The sequence below is a fragment of the Arthrobacter sp. KNU-44 genome, assembly GCF_051843155.1.
Classification (GTDB): domain Bacteria; phylum Actinomycetota; class Actinomycetes; order Actinomycetales; family Micrococcaceae; genus Arthrobacter.
Genome location: NZ_JBPXNG010000002.1, coordinates 1180472 through 1198995 on the forward strand (window position 1 = coordinate 1180472; position 18524 = coordinate 1198995).

Genomic DNA, 18524 nt, shown 5'->3' on the forward strand with positions numbered 1-18524 from the left:
CGTCGCCTGCCGGCGTCGGACGATCGGAGCGCAAGAGTCCCGAAGGTCGCAACCCGAGAGCCCGGAAGCTGCCCTTACGGGGAATATTTCGCCTGCGTGTCCCGGACGACGCAGAACAAGCTGATGAGTCATGGGTCCTATGTTCTGCTGAGTCGGTCAATCTAATCTGCGCCAAGACTGCGTGGAACCCTCAGCCCGGCGCCATTCCGGTGAGTGCACTCATGATAATGCAAAGACTACCCACCCGCTGACATGAGGCTACCCGCGAAAACTCAGCGTTTTGCAAGCCGCGCCGCCGTCCGCCGTACTTGCCGGACCCTTTGCGCCACCACTAGCCCCGCAGCGGAAAATCCGATCGTCACCGGATAGGCCATCAGGCGTTCCAGGGTTCCAGGCTCGGGGACATCCATCCGTGTCAGGCCGCCGACCACGAGGGCGGCCAGAGTCAACGTTCCGCACGCCACGATGAACCAGCTCACAGGGGTATGCGGCAGCCAAAGCAGTCCGAGGAGCAACAGGGCGGATGCTCCACCGATGAAGAACATGAGGGCACCCACAAGATGGAAGGGAGACCCAAGGTCTTCCGGCACGAAACCAACAACCACAGTCCCCAGCCCGGAGATACCCGTCAGGACCCGGACCGCGACGGCGGTGGGCCTCGCTTTGCGGTAGGCGGCACCCTGCAGGATGCGCACGCCGGGACGGGCCGCGATGCACAGGAGCGCCGAACTCAGCAGCAGCGCCCCGAAAAGCATGCCCAGGCCCTGCACCACAAACGAGGCATTCATGAGCAGATGCAGGGGCGAGCAGACATCGCGGTGCTCGTAGATCCCGCACTTGAGCGCGCCAAGGTCGCTGATGAAACCGGTCCGGCGATCGTAGGGTTCGGGTCCCCGCCAGGCTTCGATCACCGCCGATTCGGCAACGAAATACTGCACCACGCTCAACTGGGCCCAGCCGCCGATGTTCGAGCGGATGGTGCCCAGCTCCGGGAGGTGGTCGCCGTGGGCGGCCGCCGCCGTCATCTGCTCCCTCATGGGGGCCAGCCTAGCGCCGGCGCAACCATGCGCCGCTCCTCCCTTGTTGGGGGGCAGACTGTGTCGCCGGCCTCGGTGTTCGAGGGCCGCCCCGGCAGCTTGTATGCTTGTATGCGTGCCCGGCCAGCGGCTCCCCGGAGCTTCCAGCACGCGCACAGGCCCTCGTAGCTCAGTGGATAGAGCACGGCTCTCCTAAAGCCGGTGTCGTTGGTTCGATTCCAATCGAGGGCACTTGAACGACCATCTGCGCGAATCGTCTCCGACGCAAGACCTGCGGGCCTACCTGCTGGGCAGCTGGACCGTGGAACGGTCCCTGTGGGACCGGGCGAGCGGCACCCGCGGTACGTTTGCCGGCGTCGTGCGCTATTCAGGAACGCCCGACGGCGGCCTCCTCCTTCGCGAAGACGGCACCATGACCTGGCCCACCCACGCAGGCCCGGCCTTCCGCGAATACCTCCTGCGGCCTTCCGACTCCCCCGATGCTATGGACGTCTACTTCCCGGACGGGAAGCCGTTCCACCGCATGAGCTTCCGCGACCACGCCAACGAGGACAGCCACTGGTGCGATCCCGATGACTACAACGTCAACTACCGCTGGGACGGGCCGGATGCCTTCAGCTTCGCCTGGGACGTCCACGGACCGGCCAAGGATCTGCTGCTCGAATCACGGCTAAGGAGAGAGCAATGACCCGCAACAGTCCATCCAAGGACCTGATAGTCGTCAGCGCTGTCTGCGTATACGACGACGCCGGACGGCTGCTGACGGTGCGAAAGCGCGGCACGGACAAGTTCATGCACCCTGGTGGCAAGCCCGAACCGGGTGAAACCGCGGCGGAGACGGCATCCCGTGAGCTGGCCGAAGAGGTCGGAATCGACGTCGACCCGGCCGACCTGAAGCCCTTGGGGAGCTGGCTCGCAGTCGCCGCGAACGAGGCCGCGACGGACATCGAGGCCACCGTCTTCACCGCACCGGGCACGTGGAACGCCCATCCTTCCGCCGAGATCGCGGAGATCCGCTGGTTGGATCTCACTGCTGAACTTCCGGACGATTTGGCTCCACTCCTGACGGACCACGTCCTGCCCCTGCTCGCGAAAAAGTAGGTCTGCCCGCATTGGGGCAACAGGGCTTGACGGCGATTCTCTTTTTTGAATTTCGCCGCGAAGATCCAGTAGAGCTTTGGGACATCTGGTGGCAAAGTTTGGTTTAACCTAATACAGGTCAGCATTGTCAGATCCAGCTGGGGGATCGCATGCAATTTCTTCATGAGCGCCGCGACGCTCCGGCCATCGGCATGAGCGGCCACAGCCTTCGAAGGCCTGTCCTGGCCTGGACTGTGATCGTCACCGCGGTGGCCGTGGTCATCCTGGCGATGATCCTCGACGCCAACCAAGGGACGTCTGCGGCGCAGTCCGTCGGGGATCTCGCGATCCTCGCCGCCGCGCTGCTTGGCACGCTCAGTTGTGCCAGGGCAGCACGGTGCAAAGACGAAAGCTCCCGCGCGTGGTGGGTCATGGCGCTGGCCACGCTGGTGTGGACAACCGGCCAATCAATCTGGACCTTCTATGGGCTCACGCTGGATCATAACTACCCTTACCCGTCCATAGCCGACGCCGCTTTCGTCGGCTATTCGATCCCGGCCGCGATCGCTCTCTATTTGTTCCCGCGTCCCCGGGTTTCGAGGGTTGCTTTCCTGCGCGGGCTCTTGGATGCGGCAGTGATCGCCTCCGCCGTCCTTTTCATGAGCTGGGCCACCGTACTCGGATCCATGTACAAGGCCGAAGGGCAGGACATCCTCGTCCATCTCACCGGCCTTGCTTATCCGGTTGCCGATATCGTGATGGTCTCCATTGTCCTCATGCTCACCATGCGAAGGGCACCCGGGGAGCGCCTCAGGTGGATCTGCTTGGGAGGTGGGCTCCTCATCCTGGCGATCACGGACAGTACCTACGTGGACCTGACCTCGGACGGCGTGACGGGGCTCACCGGAACTCCCCTCGCCGCCGGCTGGATCGCGGCGTTCCTGCTGATCGCCCTCGCCCCGCTCGTCCCCTACGCCCCGCGTCCCCGGACGGAGCGGCGCCTCTACACCCTCGCCTTGGAACTCCTCCCTTATGTTCCCGTCTTCGGTGCCGTCATGGTGGCGCCCATACGTGTCGGGCGTCCCGGCGACCCCTTCCTCCAGGCCGTGGGACTCACCGTGTTGGCATTGGCCGTCACGCGCCAGATCCTCATGATCCTGGAGAACATCAACCTGACGCGGGATCTCGAATCCAAGGTTGCCCAGCGCACGGCGGAGCTCGAAGGCCTTGGCGCGATCGTCAACTCCTCGGCGGATGCCATCGTGGGAAAGACCCTTGACGGTGTCATCACCAGCTGGAATCCCGGAGCCGAACGGATCTACGGGTACAATGCCGCGGAGGCAATCGGCAGGCACGTCTCATTCATCATTCCCGATGAACTTCAGGACGAGGAGAAGGAGCTCATGGCGGCCATCAGGGCAGGTGGCGAAACCCACAGCTACGAAACAGCGCGGGTCCGCATCGATGGTTCCATCGTTCCGGTATCGCTGACAATGTCCCCGATCCGGGGCACCGGCGGCATCCATGGAGTCGCCACGATCGCCCAGGACATCACCGAACGCAGGATCGCCCAGGCCGAGTTGGTGACAGCCCGGGAAGCCGCCGAGGAGGCCAGCCGCTTGAAGTCCGAGTTCCTCGCGACAATGAGCCATGAGATCCGCACACCGATGAACGGCGTGATCGGGCTGACCGGATTGTTGCTGGACACCCCCTTGGAGGAAACCCAGCGCCAATATGCCGAGGGCGTCAAGGGCGCGGGCGAAGCCCTGCTGACCTTGATCAATGACATTCTTGACTTCTCGAAACTCGAAGCCGGCAAGGTCGACCTTGACCCTGCGCCCTTCAATCCACGCAGCCTGGTGGAAGAACTCGCAGTCCTCCTTGCCGAAGCCGCACAGGCCAAAGGCCTCGAGCTGATCGCGTACTGCCGGCCGGAGGTTCCGGCGATGCTGATGGGCGACGCCGGCCGCATCAGGCAGATTCTCCTCAACCTGGCGTCGAACGCCGTGAAGTTCACTCCTTCCGGAGAGGTGGTCATCAGTGTGAAGGTCGTGGATCAGGAATCCGCGAACGTACGGGTACGCTTTGAGGTCCGGGACACCGGGATCGGGATCGAGGCGGCAGATCACCACAGGCTTTTCGAGTCGTTCTCGCAGGCCGATGCCTCCACCACCCGGCGGTATGGCGGAACCGGCCTTGGACTGGCGATCTCGCGGAGGCTGACCGAGGTGATGGGGGGCGAGATCGGGGTGGACAGCTCCTTGGGCAACGGCAGCACCTTCTGGGCGACCCTTCCCCTGGCAGTGAGCGGACCCGCCGCAACTCCGCCGTCGATCTCGCCCGACCAGCTCACGGGGCTCCGGGTCCTGGTAGTGGATGACAACTCGACCAACAGGCTGGTGCTCCAGGCACAATTGGCGGGCTGGCGGATGAATCCGGAGGCTGTCGGTGACGCCCAACAGGGCTTGGATCGTTGCCGCGAGGAGGCCGCCGCCGGACGTTCCTTCGACATTGCGGTGCTGGACATGTGCATGCCGGACATGAACGGCTTGGAGCTGGCACACCAGCTGAGCACCGACGCCGCGCTCGAGTCCACGCGGATCATCATGCTGACCTCCACCATGAATGTGGACAAAGCCGAACTCGTGGCAGCCGGGGTCCAGGAATGGTTGACGAAGCCCGTGCGGAGCTCCGAGCTCTACGACCGCCTCATGCGTCTCGTGGCGGCGCGCCCGCTGGCGGTTCCCGCCGTCGCTCCGGCAATCCCGGTGACCATCAGCCAGCCTTCGCGCGGCCGGATTTTGGTCGTCGAGGACAACGAGGTCAACCAGCTCGTAGCCCGCAGCATGGTGGCGAAGCTCGGGTACGAGGCCGACGTCGTAGCCGACGGCAGCGAAGCAGTTGCCGCTACTGCGGCCACCGAGTATGCCGCGGTCCTGATGGACTGCCATATGCCCGTCATGGACGGGTTCGAGGCCACCAAGACGATCCGGGCACGGAACGATGGCCGCAAGCGGCTCCCCGTCATTGCCATGACCGCAGGCGCCCTGGATGAGGACCGTGAGCGCTGCCTCGCGGCCGGCATGGACGACTATTTGACCAAACCGGTGGACGTGGACAAATTGGACCGGGTTCTCTCGCGATGGATACCGGAAACATCCAAGGAAGATTCCGGACCCGCCCTCGACCCCGCGAGGCTGGAGACGTTGCGTGACCTCGGCCCGGCAGACGGACTGGGATTGCTGCCTGCCGCGGCCCAAGCCTTCAGGCAAGACATTCAACCGAGCCTGCAAGCACTCCGCCAGGCTTTGGAGAACGGAAGCGGAGACGCTTTTAGACAGGTGGCCCACAAATTGAAAGGCGCCGCAGCCAACATCGGAGCCGCGCGCGCCGCCCGGATGTGCGAGGAATTGGAACGCAGCTCATCAAGCGGCAAGACTGTCGATCCCGTGTTCCTGGCCGCCCTCGAAGCCGAACTTGCCCTCGTTGACAAAGCCTTGGACTTCGCCCTGTCGGTGGCCTCGTGAAGGTCCTGGTGGCGGACGACGATTTCGGTTCTCGCCTCGTGGCGAAAGCGGCTGTGGAGCAGTCCGGCCATGAATGCATCGTGGCCGCGGACGGCAGCTCCGCCTGGGAGCTGTACAGGAAACACCGTCCGCAAGTCGTCGTGACTGACCTGATGATGCCCGGGCTCAACGGACTGGAGCTGTGCCGCGCCATCCGCAGCGCCGAAGAAGACTCCTACACCTATCTTGTCCTTGTCACCTCAAAGGATTCACGGGAAGACGTAGTCGCCGGCATGCAGGCCGGAGCTGATGATTACGTGGCCAAGCCGCTTGATCCGTTCGCTCTGCATACCCGGCTGTTGGTGGCACAAAGGGTGACTTCGCTGCATACGGATCTTGCCCGCTACCGTGCCGCGCTCGCCGAGCAAGCGCGCACCGATCCCCTGACGAAGCTCCACAACCGGCTGAAGCTCTCGGAGGACTTGGAACAGCTGCACCACGCAAGCGCCCGGTACGGCACCGACTACAGCCTGGCGATCTGCGACGTGGACAATTTCAAGAGATACAACGATCTATACGGCCACCAGGCCGGTGACCTGGCCTTGCAGTCGGTTGCGGCCTCCCTTGCCGGCCAAGGGCGGGAAAGCGACGGAATCTACCGGTTCGGCGGGGAAGAGTTCCTCTTCCTGCTGCCCGGCCAGACGGTATCCGGCGCAGAGGCAAGGCTCGCACGCGCGCTGGAGGCCGTGCGGGACCTGGGCATCGCGCATTCAGGGAACCCCTCGGGCACCCTGACTTTGAGCGCCGGTCTCTCTGCCTTTGTGCCCGACCACCGGGTCAGCAGCGAACGGCTCCTCAAGGAAGCCGACATGGCGTTGTACACCGCCAAGTCCGCCGGCCGCAACCGCGTGGAAGTTGCGCCGGAAGTTCGCCAAGACACCCGGAGCTGAAACCGGGCACCGCGCCTACAGCTCCGGAACAGCTTCTTGTGCCACAGCCGTCGCCTCCGCGAACTGCGTGTTGTACAGCTCGGCGTAGCGACCGTCCGCGGCGAGCAGCTCTGTGTGCGTGCCGCGCTCGACGATCGATCCGTCCTCCACCACAAGGATGACATCGGCCGCCCGGATGGTGGAGAGGCGGTGGGCGATCACGACGGCGGTGCGCCCCTCGAGTGCCTCGCCCAAGGCTGCCTGGACTGCGGCTTCGTTCGTGGAATCCAGCGCCGCCGTGGCTTCGTCGAGGATGACGACCCTCGGTTGTGCGATAAGGAGGCGTGCGATGGTGAGCCGCTGGCGTTCCCCGCCGGAAAGGCGGTAGCCGCGCTCACCCACCACGGTCTCCAGGCCATCCGGCAAGGAGCGGACCATCGCTTCGAGCCGGGCGCGCCGGAGCACGTCCCACATTTCCTCGTCCGTCGCTCCTGGACGGGCCAGCCGCAAGTTGGAGGCGATGCTTTCATGGAAGAGGTGGCCGTCCTGCGTGACCATGCCCAGGGTCGCCCGGAGGGAATCGAACGTTGCGTCCCGGATATCCAGGCCTGTACCTCGCCCATGGCCACCCAATCGCACGGCGCCGGAGTCGACGTCGTACAGGCGGGACAGCAGCTGGGCCACGGTTGACTTGCCCGCGCCCGAGGACCCCACGAGCGCCACGGTTTGACCGGGCTCCACGCGGAAGCTGATCCCGTGCAGGACCTCTTCACCGCCGCGGGTATCAAGCGTCGCCACTTCCTCCAGCGACGCAAGGGACACCTTCTCCGCGGACGGATAGCCGAAGCGGACGTCGTCGAACTCCACCGCAACGGGTCCCGAAGGCACCGCGACGGCGTCGGGCTTCTCCTGGATGAGCGGCTTAAGGTCCAGGATCTCGAAGACCCGCTCGAAGCTGACCAGCGCGCTCATGACCTCAACGTGGGCACTCGACAACGCGGTGAGCGGCGCATAGAGGCGGGTGAGCAGCAGCGCCAGCACGACGACGTCGCCCGCTGCCAGCTGCCCGCTCAGCGCAAGCCAACCGCCCAGTCCGTAAACGAGCGAGAGGGCCAGTGCCGAAACCAGTGTCAATGCGGTGATGAACGTGAACTGCAACATGGCGGTGCGGACACCGATGTCCCGCACGCGGCCGGCGCGCAGGGCGAACTCGGCGGACTCTTCATCCGGGCGGCCGAACAGTTTGACGAGCGTGGCGCCGGGCGCGGAGAAACGCTCTGTCATTTGGGTTCCCATGGCCGCGTTGTGGGACGCGGCTTCACGCCGGAGGTCGGCCAGCTTGGAGCCCATGCGGCGTGCGGGGATGAGGAAGATCGGCAGAAGCACCATCGCAAGGACGGTGACGAGCCAGGACGTGTTGAGCATGACCACGAGGGTCAGGATCAAGGACACGACGTTGCTGACCACTCCGGAGAGCGTGCCCGCGAAAGCCGACTGGGCTCCGATGACGTCGTTGTTGAGCCGGCTGACGAGGGCTCCGGTGCGGGTCCGGGTGAAGAAGGCGATGGGCATGCGCTGCACATGGTCGAACACCCGCGTCCGCAGGTCAACGATCACGCCTTCGCCGATCACGGAAGACAGCCACCGGGTCAGCAGTCCCACCCCGGCGTCGGCGACGGCCACGGCAGCGATGAGCGCGGCCAGCCCGATCACGACGTCCACGCCTGCACGGGCGATGAGCGCGTTCACCACCTTGCCGGCCAGCACCGGGGTGGCCACCGCAAGGAATGCGCCGGCGATGGAGGCCAGTACGAAGGCAATCAGCTTGTTCCGGTACGGTTTCGCGAAAGCGAGCACGCGCTTGATGGTTTCCCGCGAAAACGGCTGGGAGCCGCTCTTGGCGCGGGTGATGTTGTAGAGCGAGCGCCAGGCGACGCCATCCATGCTCATGGCTTGTGATTCCCCATTCCGGAAGTGTGGTGCAGTTCGGTCACGGTGCCGTTGTCAAGGTGCCAGCGGGAATCGAGCCGGACGTTTTCGAGCAAGCGGCGGTCGTGCGTGACCAGCAGGAGCGCGCCTTCGTAGCCGTCGAGCGCATCCTCAAGCTGCTCGATCGCCGGCAGGTCGAGGTGGTTGGTGGGTTCGTCGAGGACCAGCAGGTTGACGCCGCGGGCCTGCAGCAGCGCGAGCGCCGCGCGGGTACGTTCGCCCGGGGACAAGGAATCCACGGTCCGGGAGGTGTGGTCCGCTTTGAGGCCGAACTTGGCCAGCAGGGTCCGGACATCCGCGGAGTTCCATTCGATCAGGACGGATTCGACGGCGTCTGCCAGGGTGAGGTGCCCCGCCAGCAGTCCGCGGGCTTGGTCGATCTCGCCGATCGCCACGGACGCACCCATGGAGGCGTCTCCGGCGTCGGGCTGTTGAATCCCGAGCAACAGCCGCAGGAGGGTGGACTTTCCTGCGCCGTTGGGTCCGGTGATGCCAATGCGTTCGCCGGCGTTGAGCTGGAGATTGACGGGTCCCAGCGTGAAGTCGCCCTGATGGGCCACGACGTCGCGCAAGGTTGCGACGACGGAGCTGGAGCGTGGAGCTTGGCCGATGCTGAACTGCAGCTGCCATTCCTTGCGCGGCTCTTCCACCTCGTCAAGCCGGGCGATGCGGGACTCCATCTGACGGACCTTCTGGGCCTGCTTTTCCGAGGACTCAACGCTCGCAGCCCTGCGGATTTTGTCGTTGTCCGGGCTCTTCTTCATGGCGTTGCGGACGCCCTGTGAGCTCCATTCGCGCTGCGTCCGGGCGCGGGACACGAGATCGGCCTTGGTGTTGGCGAATTCCTCGTAGCGTTCGCGGGCGTGCCGCTTTGCCACCGCCCGCTCTTCGAGGAAGGAATCGTAACCGCCGTCGTAGACCGCCACGCTGTTCTGGGCCAGGTCCAGTTCCAGCACCTTGGTGATGCAGCGTGCCAGGAACTCCCGGTCATGCGAGACCAATACGGCGCCGCCGCGAAGGCCCTGGACGAATGATTCAAGCCGGGCAAGTCCGTCGAGGTCCAGGTCATTGGTGGGTTCGTCGAGGAGCACGACATCGAAGCGGCTCAGCAGGAGCGCCGCCAAGGCAACGCGCGCGGCCTGCCCACCGGACAGGCCCGTCATGAGCGCATCCGGACCGGATTCCAGGCCAAGTTCGGCCAATACCGCGGGGATCCGGTCCTCCAGGTCCGCGGCACCCGATGCCATCCAGCGGTCAAAAGCCAAGGAATACGCGTCGTCGGCATCCGGGGTCCCGGCCGCGAGCCCCTCGGCGCCGGCTTCCATCTCGGCCGTGGCCTGGGCGCAACCCGTGCGGCGCGCAATGTAGGCGGCCACGGTTTCGCCGGGGGTGCGTTCGTGTTCCTGGGGCAGCCAACCGACAAAGGCGTCGCTGGGGGCGAGGCTGACCGAGCCCTCCTGGGGGCGGTCAGCTCCTGCGAGGATGCGCAGCAGGGTGGATTTCCCGGCGCCGTTGGCGCCGACGACACCCACGACGTCTCCTGGCGCGACAGTGAGGGAGAGCTTCGAGAACAAGGTGCGGTGACCGTGGCCGCCGGAGAGCTCTTTGGCGACAAGCGTTGCAGTCATTGGTCTATCCTCTCACTGCTCCGCCCTTGAGCGGAAAGTGCCACCGTGCTGAAAGACCGGGGCATGGAAGAACCCGCTGGTCCGTACTTGGGGGGTGTGCGGACCAGCGGGTTCGAGAATCAAGCATAATTCAATGTGCGCGCATCGTAAAATCGACCTCGCAGTCCTCGCAGGAACCGTCTTCCAGAAACCTCCTGCGGGAACCGTCTATCAGAAAGTGGTTCATGTCCCTCCCCTCCAAGGCGTTCCAACGCTGGCTGCACGGGATCGCCCCGAACACCAGCACGGCCGATGTCTGCCGCTCTTCGGGAGTGAAGCGCACCACGCTGGCCCAGCAATTGGTCCGCGGCAAGGTTGCCGAGAGTTCGCTCGTGAGCATCAGCCGGGCCTTCGACATGAATCCCTTCGACGCATTGGCACAATTCGAGGCGTACGCGGCGCTTCGCGGGACCCCGGTTCCCCCCACTGATGCGGAACTCGTCAGCCAGGTCTCCACCATGGACCTGCTTCGTGCGGTCGTCGAGCGCTCGGAGCCCCGGGACGGCGTCCCGTCCTTGGTCCTTGCGGAGACCCCGCACCCGAGTTCAGTCAGGAACTGGGTGGACGCGATCGACGACGGCGAGCTGCGCCACCGGGTGAGCGGCGCCACCGGGATCGCCCCGCAGAACTTCTCCGCGCACCTGACAGCCAACCGGCTACCCCCGGAACTGGCCTTGGCAACGTCCCGGGCGGCCGGCGTCGGACCCGCCGGAGGCCTCGTGGCCAGCGGCCTCGTCACCGAGGCGGAGGCGGGATGGCCCCCCGGGGCGCGGAGGGACGCACTGGACCGGATGACCGAAGGCGAACTGGCGCTGTTGGCCGGAGAGCGGCTGCAGGCCCTGGGCAAGGCCCTGCGCCGCCATGAGCATGAGCTCGACCGCACGAACACAATCTGGGAGAACCTGGGATGACCACCGTGTTGGCGTGGGCCACCCTCTCCATTTGCCTCGTCTTGACGACCATTCGCATCCCCAGCGCCCTTCGGTCAGAGAACCGGATGATGTTCGTCCTGTTCGCACTGATTTCCCTCGACATCCTCCTGAGCATCGAGGGTCCTTATTTGTTGATCGACGCGTGGCTGGGCAGCTTCAACCTCTGTAACCTGCTGCTTCGGTTCATGCTGTACGGAACGTTCCTGCTCATGGGCATCAAGGTGGCGAGGGCCTTTGCTTCCCCCGGCGGCGAACGAGCCATCCGTGGCCCCGTTGGCTTGGCCGTTTTGGGAGCAACCGCGGTCCTCACGGCCTTCTTCTTCTTCTCGGTGGACACCTCGGGCTCCACCGTGGGCCTGGTCGGACTGGATTGGGGTCCGTCCCTCGAGGTCTACGCGGCTTTGGGCAGGTTCTACCCGGGCTACGTTGCCGTATGCCTCATCCCGGGGATCTGGCGATCCATTCGAGGTTCGGGTCCCGTTTTGCTCCGGGTCGCCTCCTCGACATTGCTCCTGGGCCTTGGGTTGCTGATCGTTTCGCAGGTCTTTCCGCTCATCCCGCTATCCAATACGTGGTTGCGGCCCCTCATCAACTACTCTGCCGCTCTGGCGACCGCGCTTGGCTTGGGAGGCATCTGGCTGTCCAAAATCGTTGCAAGCCGGACTCGCCGCACGGTAACGTAAAAACATACCGCGTAACCTCTTTCATAAATCCATTATATCGTGCCATAATTATGAATGTGTGAAGGCGAAGCAGCCTGACCTTTGAATCAATGAACGGGTTTCCAAGGTTCGTGGCGCGTGCGGAAGCACTTTTGGGGGGATGAGTGGTGGCGGGCTGTTGGGGACCGCCCCCACTCAGCCTTTTAAGCGTCCTCCCGTGTACGCCCGCAGCACCCGGGTACGGTCCCGTGACTAAGATGGCTTTCATGAAGAGCCTGCTTACCCGCCGCACAGCACTGTCCGCAACCCTTGCCGCCGTCGCGCTGGCACTGACCGCTTGCGGCGGCGGCTCCTCGCCGTCGTCGACGTCGGGTGGAGACACCTCACTGTCGGCCATCAAGTCCAAGGGTGAGATCGTCATCGCCACGGAAGGCACGTACCGGCCGTTCAGCTTCCATGAGAACGGGGCCGGTCCCCTCACGGGCTTCGACGTCGAAATCGCCCAGGCCGTGGCCGCCAAGCTCGGGGTTAAGGCGACCTTCCAGGAAACCCAGTTCGATGGCATCTTCGCGGGCCTGGATTCCAAGCGCTTCGACACTATTGCCAACCAGATTTCCATCAACCCCGAGCGCACGGCCAAGTATGACTTCTCGGCGCCTTACACGATCTCCAATGGCGTCGTCGTGACTAAGTCCGACAACAACTCCATCAACAGCTTCGCCGATCTCAAAGGCAAGACCACCGCCCAGTCGCTGACCAGCAACTTCTACAAGATGGCAGTTGACGCAGGCGCCAACGTACAGTCCGTCGAAGGTTGGGCGCAGGCCGCCACACTGGTGCGCCAAGGCCGCGTCGACGCAACCGTCAACGACAAGCTGACCTACCTCGACTACGCCAAGAGCACCCCGGACTCCGGCTTGAAGATCGCCGCAGAAACCACCGACAAGACGCAGAGCGCCATGGTCTTCCGCAAGGGATCCACCGAACTCAAGAGCGCAGTGGACAAAGCGCTCACGGACCTTCGAGCCGACGGCACCCTCGCCAAGATCTCCCAGAAGTACTTCGGCGCAGACGTCACCAAGTAGCCGGCGGCCAAACAGATGACCTTCAACTGGGACCTCGTCTGGAGTTCCTTCGGGCCAATCATCGGCGGCGCCGTCACAGGAACCATCCCCTTGACCCTGGCTTCGTTCGCGTTTGGCCTGGCGTTGGCGCTGCTCGTCGCCCTCATGCGTCTGAGCCCCAACAGGCTGCTCTCCGGCGTCGCGCGCTTCTACGTCTCCGTGATCCGCGGGACTCCCCTCCTGGTGCAGTTGTTCGTGATCTTCTATGGCCTCCCGAGCCTCGGCGTGAAGCTGGAGCCGTGGCCGAGCGCCATCATCGCGTTTTCCCTCAACGTGGGCGGCTACGCTGCCGAGGTCATCCGCGCCGCGATCCTGTCGGTGCCCAAGGGCCAATGGGAGGCCGGGCACACCATCGGCATGTCGCGGCCGCAAACGCTCGTGCGGATCATCCTCCCGCAAGCGGCCAGGGTTTCCGTGCCTCCACTGTCCAACACCTTCATTTCGCTTGTGAAGGACACCTCGCTGGCTTCACTCATCCTGGTCACCGAGCTTTTCCGCAACGCCCAGCAGATCGCCGCGTTCAGCCAGGAATTCATGATCCTGTACCTCGAATCCGCACTGGTCTACTGGGTCATTTGCCTCGTCCTCTCCACGGGCCAATCCGCCCTGGAGCGCAGATTGGACCGTTATGTCGCCCACTGAGCCAAGCAACGCCCCCCAAGGGAACTCCGCGCTGGTGTTGTCCGCGCGGGACCTCGCCAAGGCCTTCGGCAGCAACCAGGTGCTGCGCGGCATCGACATCGATGTCCGCCGCGGACAAGTGGTCGCCTTGATCGGGCCTTCTGGTTCGGGAAAGACGACTGTCCTGCGCTCACTCAACGGCCTCGAAGTGCCCGACGCCGGCACGGTCACCTTCGGGGACGCCGACGCCGGTACGGTCCGGGGGTCCGGCGCAGGACTGACCCTCGATTTCGCCGGCACAGTGGGTAAACGGGAGATCGCCGCCCTCCGGGATCGCAGTGCCATGGTGTTCCAGCACTACAACCTGTTCCCGCACATGACGGTGCTCAAGAACATCATCGAAGGACCACTCCAAGTCCAGAAGCGGCCCCGGGCTGAAGTCGTGGCAGAGGCCGAGCGGCTCCTGGCCCGGGTAGGCCTCGCAGACAAACGCGATGCGTACCCCTTTGAGCTGTCAGGCGGCCAGCAACAACGCGTGGGAATCGTGCGTGCCTTGGCGCTCAAACCCCAACTGCTGCTCTTCGACGAGCCCACCTCTGCCCTGGACCCGGAACTCGTGGGTGAAGTGCTCGGCGTCATCAAGGAACTTGCCGACGAAGGGTGGACCATGGTGATCGTGACGCACGAGCTCGCCTTCGCCCGCCAGGTTGCCGACGAAGTCATCTTCATGGACGGCGGCGTGGTGGTCGAGCGTGGACCCGCCGCGGAGGTCTTGCGGGAGCCGCGCGAGGAACGGACCAAGCAATTCGTCAAACGCCTCCAGCACGACGTCTGACCCCCAACTGACTCGCATTTGTTGTCGTTTTGGGCTTCCAAAACGACAACAAATGCGAGCTAGTTGGGTGGGTGGGCACGCAGGAAACTCAGCGGCTGAATCGCAAGGTCACCAACTGGAACGGGCGCAGGGTCAATTCGGCGGCACCCGCTCCGGGCGTCACACCGGGAGCCTCAACGGGGCGCTCCAAGAGGTCCACTGATTGCACCATCCGGGAATCGAAGTTCGCCGTGATGAGGCCCGTGGAGCGTTCTCCCAGCGATTCATAAAGCCTCACAATGACATCTCCGGAGCCGTCCTCGGCAAGCTTGACGGCTTCGATGACCAGCGCCTGGTTGAACACGGTGAAAAGCGGCTCCACGGGGTTCGCCCCTGCCCGCAACCTCGGTTTCAGGTTGGTCCGGTAGCCCTCCTCCACGGCCCCGCCGATGCTGGCGCCGGGCCGGATGCTCAGATCCAGGACGTGCACACCAAGGTCGGCCTGGGGGTCCGGGAACTTGGGCGCCCGCAGCAGTGACACACGGACGTTGGTGGTGGTTCCGCCATCGTCGCGGATGCTGCGGGTGACGTCATGCCCGTAGCTTGACGCGTTGGAGATGGCGACGCCGTAACCCGGCTCTGCCACGTGGATCCACCGGTGTGCACAAAATTCGAACTTGGCAGCTTCCCAGGACGTGTTGGTGTGCGTCGCCCGGAATACGTGCCCGAACTGGGTCTCGGAGGCGGAACGGTCAGCACGGACATCCAGCGGGAAACCGATCTTCAGCAGTTTCTCGTGTTCCTGCCAGTCCACCGTGGTGGAAATGCCGAGGGATTCCGCGCCCGCTTCGAGGGAGATGCGCTGCGTGATGGTGGAGGAGCCCACAGTCCGCTCCACCACGACGACGGCGTCCCAGCCCGCGCTTTCCAGCGTCACCGATCGCGCCTCGACTACCGAGACGACGTTCCGGCGGTAAAACTCGTCGATGTCCCAGGCATCCCATTCGTTAGGCGTGTCCCGGTGGAGCTCAAGGTGGTTGCCGAACATCCCGGGCGCAATGGCTTCGCGGCCCGTTGCGTAATCCGAGAGGGAGGTCAGCAATCCGTTGGCGTCGAGCACCGCGCGGATGATGCCGTTGTCCAAAACATAGCCGCCGGCGCGTTCCGCGACGTTGACCGGACTATCCGGGTGGACCGCTTCCGCAGCGGCGAGAGCCGGAACACCGGTGCGCTCATGCGGGGCCGCATTGAGCAGGAACATGGTGTCCCCCTCGCCCAGGAGGGCCGACGCGGCACTTGCAATGATGCCTTCCAGCTCCCGGGCGATCGCGGCATAGTTCCGCTCCGCGTCCTGGTGGACCCACGCGATGGAACTGCCCGGCAGGATGTCGTGGAACTGCTGCAGCAGTACAAGTCGCCACAATCGCTTGAGGTCCGCCGAGGGATAGGTGAACGAACCTGCAGTCCGTACTGCCGCCGTCGAGCACCAAAGCTCGGCCTCGCGCAGCAGGTGTTCCGAGCGGCGGTTCCCCTGTTTGGTGTTGGCCTGGGTCGTGTATGTTCCTCTGTGCAGCTCGAGGTACATCTCGCCCACCCAGACCGGGAGATTGCGGTACTCGGTCTCGGCCTGCGTGAAGAACTCCATTGCGGTTCCCATGCGCACCTTCGGCGAGCCTTCCAGGTCCGCCGTCCGGTGCGCTGCGGCAACCATTTCGCGCGTGGGTCCGCCACCGCCATCGCCGTAACCGAAGGGAACCAGCGATATGGTGCCCCGGCCGTGCTCCCGGTAGTTGCGCTGGGCATGGGCGAGTTCGCGGCCGTGAAGCTCGGAGTTGTAGGTGTCCACGGGCGGGAAGTGGGTGAAAAGCCGCGTGCCGTCGATGCCCTCCCAATTGAAGGTATGGTGCGGCATCTTATTGACCTGGTTCCAGGAGATCTTCTGGGTCAGGAACCACCGGGAACCAGCGGACTTGACGATCTGCGGGAGGGCCCCGGAATATCCGAAGGAGTCGGGTAGCCAGGCCTCCTGGCAGTCGATGCCGAACTCCTGCAGGAAGAAGCTCTTGCCCTCCACGAATTGCCGGGCCATTGCCTCGCCGCCGGGCATGTTGGTGTCCGATTCCACCCACATGCCGCCGACCGGCACGAACTGCCCTGACTTGACCTTCTCCCGAATCCGGATGAACAGCTCGGGATAGAACTCCTTCATCCACGCCAATTGCTGCGCCGAGGAGCAGGAGAAGACGAAATCGGGGTTCTCGTCCATGAGGGCGACAACGTTGGAGAACGTACGGGCGCATTTGCGGATGGTTTCACGGACGGGCCATAGCCAGGCCGAGTCGATGTGTGCGTGGCCGGTAGCCAGTAGTTCATGGGCCGAGGCGTAAGCTGGCCGGCTCAAGACCTCGGCAAGCGCTTCCCTGCCGGCGACTGCTGTCCCGGCGACATCGTCCGGGTCCATGATGTCCAGCATGCGCTCAAAGGCGCGAAGGATCTCATGCCGCCGCGGCAGTTCGAAAGGTAGCTCGTGCATCAACCCGCTGAGAGTCCAGATGTCTTGGTGGAGCTCCCACACCACCTCGTTGAGTTCGGCGATGGCTATGCGTCCAAGCCGGTAGCGAGGCTCGTCTCCGGAGGTGGACTTGTCCCCGAGCGGGGTTGCCGCGAAGCTCCACCCCTGGCTGAGATCCGGATTGGCCGCGGCTTCCACGTAGAAGTCCACCGAGAGTCCGCCACCCAGAAGCTTCAACGGGACATGTTGGTTGCGCGGAGAGATGGCCTTGATGATGGTGCCGTCCGGCCGCCAGGCGATGCCTTCGCACTGGAAACCGGGGGCGTCGATGCTGAAACCGAGATCGACGACGATCTCCACCGTGGTGCCATCAGCGACTCCCCAGCCCTCCGGGACCTCGCCACGAAGCCTAAGCCATTTGGTGCTCCAGGCCTTGCCCCACACGGCGCCGTGTTCCTGGGGTTCAAAAACCTGGCGAAGTGCTTCGGAGACCGGAACCGGCTCTCCCGGGGCATCCCAGCTGCTCAGTTCAAGAGGCAGTGCGCGGCCATAGATGGCGGGAGCTATCCGCTCCCGGACAAAACGTTCGAGCCGCTTCTCGGTGATCCGGCGGTCGTCGTGCAATTGAAGTCCCCTTTAGCGCTGGGCTGGGTAGATTGCTTCCTTACCGTTATGGCCAGCCTCGTAAGCAAGGTCACTGTCCGGAGGAAACGGATTCCATTCGATGGATAAAATCTACGTTGTTCCTGGACAATAGCCAAGTGATTGACGGCTATCCCTACAAGTCCCTAGTCGCCACCCGCTCACTGCCCGCGTAGACGTTGAGGCTGGTCCCCCGGCTGAAGCCCACCAGGGTCAAACCGGTCTCCTGCGCGAGCTCCACGGCAAGGCTGGACGGTGCGCTGACGGCGGCCAGAACCGGGATTCCTGCGAGCGCCGCCTTCTGGACGAGCTCGAAGGATGCCCTCCCGGAGACCTGCAGGACAGTGCCGCGCAGGGGCAACATTCCTTCGCGCAGCGCCCAGCCCACCACCTTGTCCACGGCGTTGTGCCTGCCCACGTCTTCCCGCAGGCACAACAGCTCGGCAGCGCCGCCTGCGCCGTCGTCGTGGATCCGGAAGAGTCCGGCGGCATGCACTCCCCCGGTCTTGTCGAAGACCGCTTGTGCTTCGCGGAGACGGTCAGGCAGGGCGGCCAGAACCTCGACCGGGACGCTCAGGGCGTCATCCGCTGGGTTGAAGTGGGAGGATTTGCGCACTGCCTCGATGGAGTCGGTGCCGCAGATTCCGCACGAGCTGGAGGTGTAGACGTTGCGGCCGGTCTCGGGAAGGACGACGTCGGGACGCAACTGCGCCTCCACGACGTTGAAGGTCTGAACGCCGTTCTCGTCCTCGCCGGCGCAGAAGCGCAGCGAAATGAGCTGGGCCGGGTCCCAGATGACACCTTCGGAGACCAGGAAGCCCGCCACGAGGTCGAAATCGTCGCCAGGAGTCCGCATGGTCACCGAGAAGGACATGTGCCCCAGGCGCACCTCGAGCGGCTCCTCGACGGCCAGGAAGTCCTCGCGGTAGCGGACCGGGTGCTCCAGCGCCTGGGCGGAGCCATCCAGGACGAATTTGTGCACCTTGCGGCGCTCGGTCACCCGTCCCAT

At 64.5% G+C, this 18524-nt stretch carries 14 protein-coding genes and 1 tRNA gene; 10 read left to right on the plus strand and 5 right to left on the minus strand.

The genetic code is table 11. From position 1 onward, the window contains the following. Window positions 1-272: 272 nt before the first annotated feature. Window positions 273-1037 (minus strand): DUF998 domain-containing protein, encoded by a 765-nt coding sequence (locus ACSVHC_RS06225; protein WP_437772598.1) that lies wholly within the window; start codon window positions 1035-1037, stop codon window positions 273-275. A gap of 158 nt (window positions 1038-1195) precedes the next feature. Between ACSVHC_RS06225 and ACSVHC_RS06230 the strand changes: the two genes are divergently transcribed. From ACSVHC_RS06230 to ACSVHC_RS06250, 5 genes are all read left to right on the plus strand, one after another. Next, window positions 1196-1268 (plus strand) — tRNA-Arg (locus ACSVHC_RS06230). Between the two features lies 1 nt (window position 1269). Further along, window positions 1270-1725 (plus strand): DUF6314 family protein, encoded by a 456-nt coding sequence (locus tag ACSVHC_RS06235; RefSeq protein ID WP_437772597.1) that lies wholly within the window; start codon window positions 1270-1272, stop codon window positions 1723-1725. Next, complete coding sequence (locus tag ACSVHC_RS06240) at window positions 1722-2138, plus strand: NUDIX hydrolase (protein WP_437772596.1); 417 nt, start codon at window positions 1722-1724, stop codon at window positions 2136-2138. The genes ACSVHC_RS06235 and ACSVHC_RS06240 overlap by 4 nt, the downstream gene beginning before the upstream one ends. A 149-nt stretch (window positions 2139-2287) precedes the next feature. After that, window positions 2288-5644: a response regulator gene (locus tag ACSVHC_RS06245; protein ID WP_437772595.1), complete on the plus strand. Its 3357-nt coding sequence runs from the start codon at window positions 2288-2290 to the stop codon at window positions 5642-5644. Next, a complete protein-coding gene (locus tag ACSVHC_RS06250; protein WP_437772594.1) occupies window positions 5641-6573 on the plus strand; it encodes a GGDEF domain-containing response regulator in 933 nt (310 codons plus the stop codon). Before ACSVHC_RS06245 ends, ACSVHC_RS06250 begins: the two co-directional genes overlap by 4 nt. 15 nt (window positions 6574-6588) lie before the next feature. Here the strand turns inward: ACSVHC_RS06250 and ACSVHC_RS06255 are convergent, their stop codons facing one another. Further along, on the minus strand, window positions 6589-8502 hold the full coding sequence (locus tag ACSVHC_RS06255) for an ABC transporter ATP-binding protein (RefSeq protein WP_437772593.1): 1914 nt from the start codon (window positions 8500-8502) through the stop codon (window positions 6589-6591). Next, the gene (locus tag ACSVHC_RS06260; protein ID WP_437772592.1) at window positions 8499-10169 is read right to left on the minus strand and encodes an ABC-F family ATP-binding cassette domain-containing protein; all 1671 of its coding nucleotides are present in this window, start codon (window positions 10167-10169) and stop codon (window positions 8499-8501) included. Before ACSVHC_RS06260 ends, ACSVHC_RS06255 begins: the two co-directional genes overlap by 4 nt. Before the next feature lie 224 nt (window positions 10170-10393). Here ACSVHC_RS06260 and ACSVHC_RS06265 point away from each other — a divergent pair, with 224 nt between their 5' ends. The 5 genes from ACSVHC_RS06265 (at window position 10394) to ACSVHC_RS06285 (ending at window position 14382) form a co-directional block, all read left to right on the plus strand. Further along, window positions 10394-11119, plus strand: a complete 726-nt coding sequence (locus tag ACSVHC_RS06265; protein WP_437772591.1) for a hypothetical protein — start codon at window positions 10394-10396, stop codon at window positions 11117-11119. Next, window positions 11116-11823, plus strand: coding sequence for a hypothetical protein (locus ACSVHC_RS06270; RefSeq protein WP_437772590.1), 708 nt, complete (start codon window positions 11116-11118; stop codon window positions 11821-11823). The genes ACSVHC_RS06265 and ACSVHC_RS06270 overlap by 4 nt, the downstream gene beginning before the upstream one ends. Before the next feature lie 245 nt (window positions 11824-12068). After that, window positions 12069-12887, plus strand: coding sequence for an amino acid ABC transporter substrate-binding protein (locus tag ACSVHC_RS06275; RefSeq protein ID WP_437772589.1), 819 nt, complete (start codon window positions 12069-12071; stop codon window positions 12885-12887). A 15-nt stretch (window positions 12888-12902) separates the two neighbouring features. Continuing rightward, window positions 12903-13568 carry an amino acid ABC transporter permease gene (locus tag ACSVHC_RS06280; RefSeq protein ID WP_437772588.1) on the plus strand — a complete coding sequence of 222 codons (666 nt, stop codon included), beginning with the start codon at window positions 12903-12905 and terminating at the stop codon, window positions 13566-13568. After that, window positions 13555-14382 carry an amino acid ABC transporter ATP-binding protein gene (locus ACSVHC_RS06285; protein ID WP_437772587.1) on the plus strand — a complete coding sequence of 276 codons (828 nt, stop codon included), beginning with the start codon at window positions 13555-13557 and terminating at the stop codon, window positions 14380-14382. Before ACSVHC_RS06280 ends, ACSVHC_RS06285 begins: the two co-directional genes overlap by 14 nt. A gap of 88 nt (window positions 14383-14470) precedes the next feature. Here ACSVHC_RS06285 and ACSVHC_RS06290 read toward each other — a convergent pair whose 3' ends face one another. Both ACSVHC_RS06290 and fdhD read right to left on the minus strand, forming a co-directional pair. Then, window positions 14471-17497: an alpha-mannosidase gene (locus tag ACSVHC_RS06290; protein ID WP_437772586.1), complete on the minus strand. Its 3027-nt coding sequence runs from the start codon at window positions 17495-17497 to the stop codon at window positions 14471-14473. Between the two features lie 154 nt (window positions 17498-17651). Continuing rightward, window positions 17652-18524, minus strand: coding sequence for a formate dehydrogenase accessory sulfurtransferase FdhD (gene fdhD, locus ACSVHC_RS06295; RefSeq protein ID WP_437772585.1), 873 nt, complete (start codon window positions 18522-18524; stop codon window positions 17652-17654).

Excerpts from the sequence above, each read along its gene's own strand:
- ACSVHC_RS06270 (WP_437772590.1), top strand. The coding sequence starts at position 11,116 with ATGACCACCGTGTTGGCGTGGGCCACCCTCTCCATTTGCCTCGTCTTG.
- ACSVHC_RS06285 (WP_437772587.1), top strand. The coding sequence starts at position 13,555 with ATGTCGCCCACTGAGCCAAGCAACGCCCCCCAAGGGAACTCCGCGCTG.
- ACSVHC_RS06260 (WP_437772592.1), bottom strand. The coding sequence starts at position 10,169 with ATGACTGCAACGCTTGTCGCCAAAGAGCTCTCCGGCGGCCACGGTCAC.
- ACSVHC_RS06255 (WP_437772593.1), bottom strand. The coding sequence starts at position 8,502 with ATGAGCATGGATGGCGTCGCCTGGCGCTCGCTCTACAACATCACCCGC.
- ACSVHC_RS06225 (WP_437772598.1), bottom strand. The coding sequence starts at position 1,037 with ATGAGGGAGCAGATGACGGCGGCGGCCGCCCACGGCGACCACCTCCCG.
- ACSVHC_RS06240 (WP_437772596.1), top strand. The coding sequence starts at position 1,722 with ATGACCCGCAACAGTCCATCCAAGGACCTGATAGTCGTCAGCGCTGTC.
- fdhD (WP_437772585.1), bottom strand. The coding sequence starts at position 18,524 with ATGGGACGGGTGACCGAGCGCCGCAAGGTGCACAAATTCGTCCTGGAT.
- ACSVHC_RS06265 (WP_437772591.1), top strand. The coding sequence starts at position 10,394 with ATGTCCCTCCCCTCCAAGGCGTTCCAACGCTGGCTGCACGGGATCGCC.
- ACSVHC_RS06245 (WP_437772595.1), top strand. The coding sequence starts at position 2,288 with ATGCAATTTCTTCATGAGCGCCGCGACGCTCCGGCCATCGGCATGAGC.
- ACSVHC_RS06275 (WP_437772589.1), top strand. The coding sequence starts at position 12,069 with ATGAAGAGCCTGCTTACCCGCCGCACAGCACTGTCCGCAACCCTTGCC.
- ACSVHC_RS06280 (WP_437772588.1), top strand. The coding sequence starts at position 12,903 with ATGACCTTCAACTGGGACCTCGTCTGGAGTTCCTTCGGGCCAATCATC.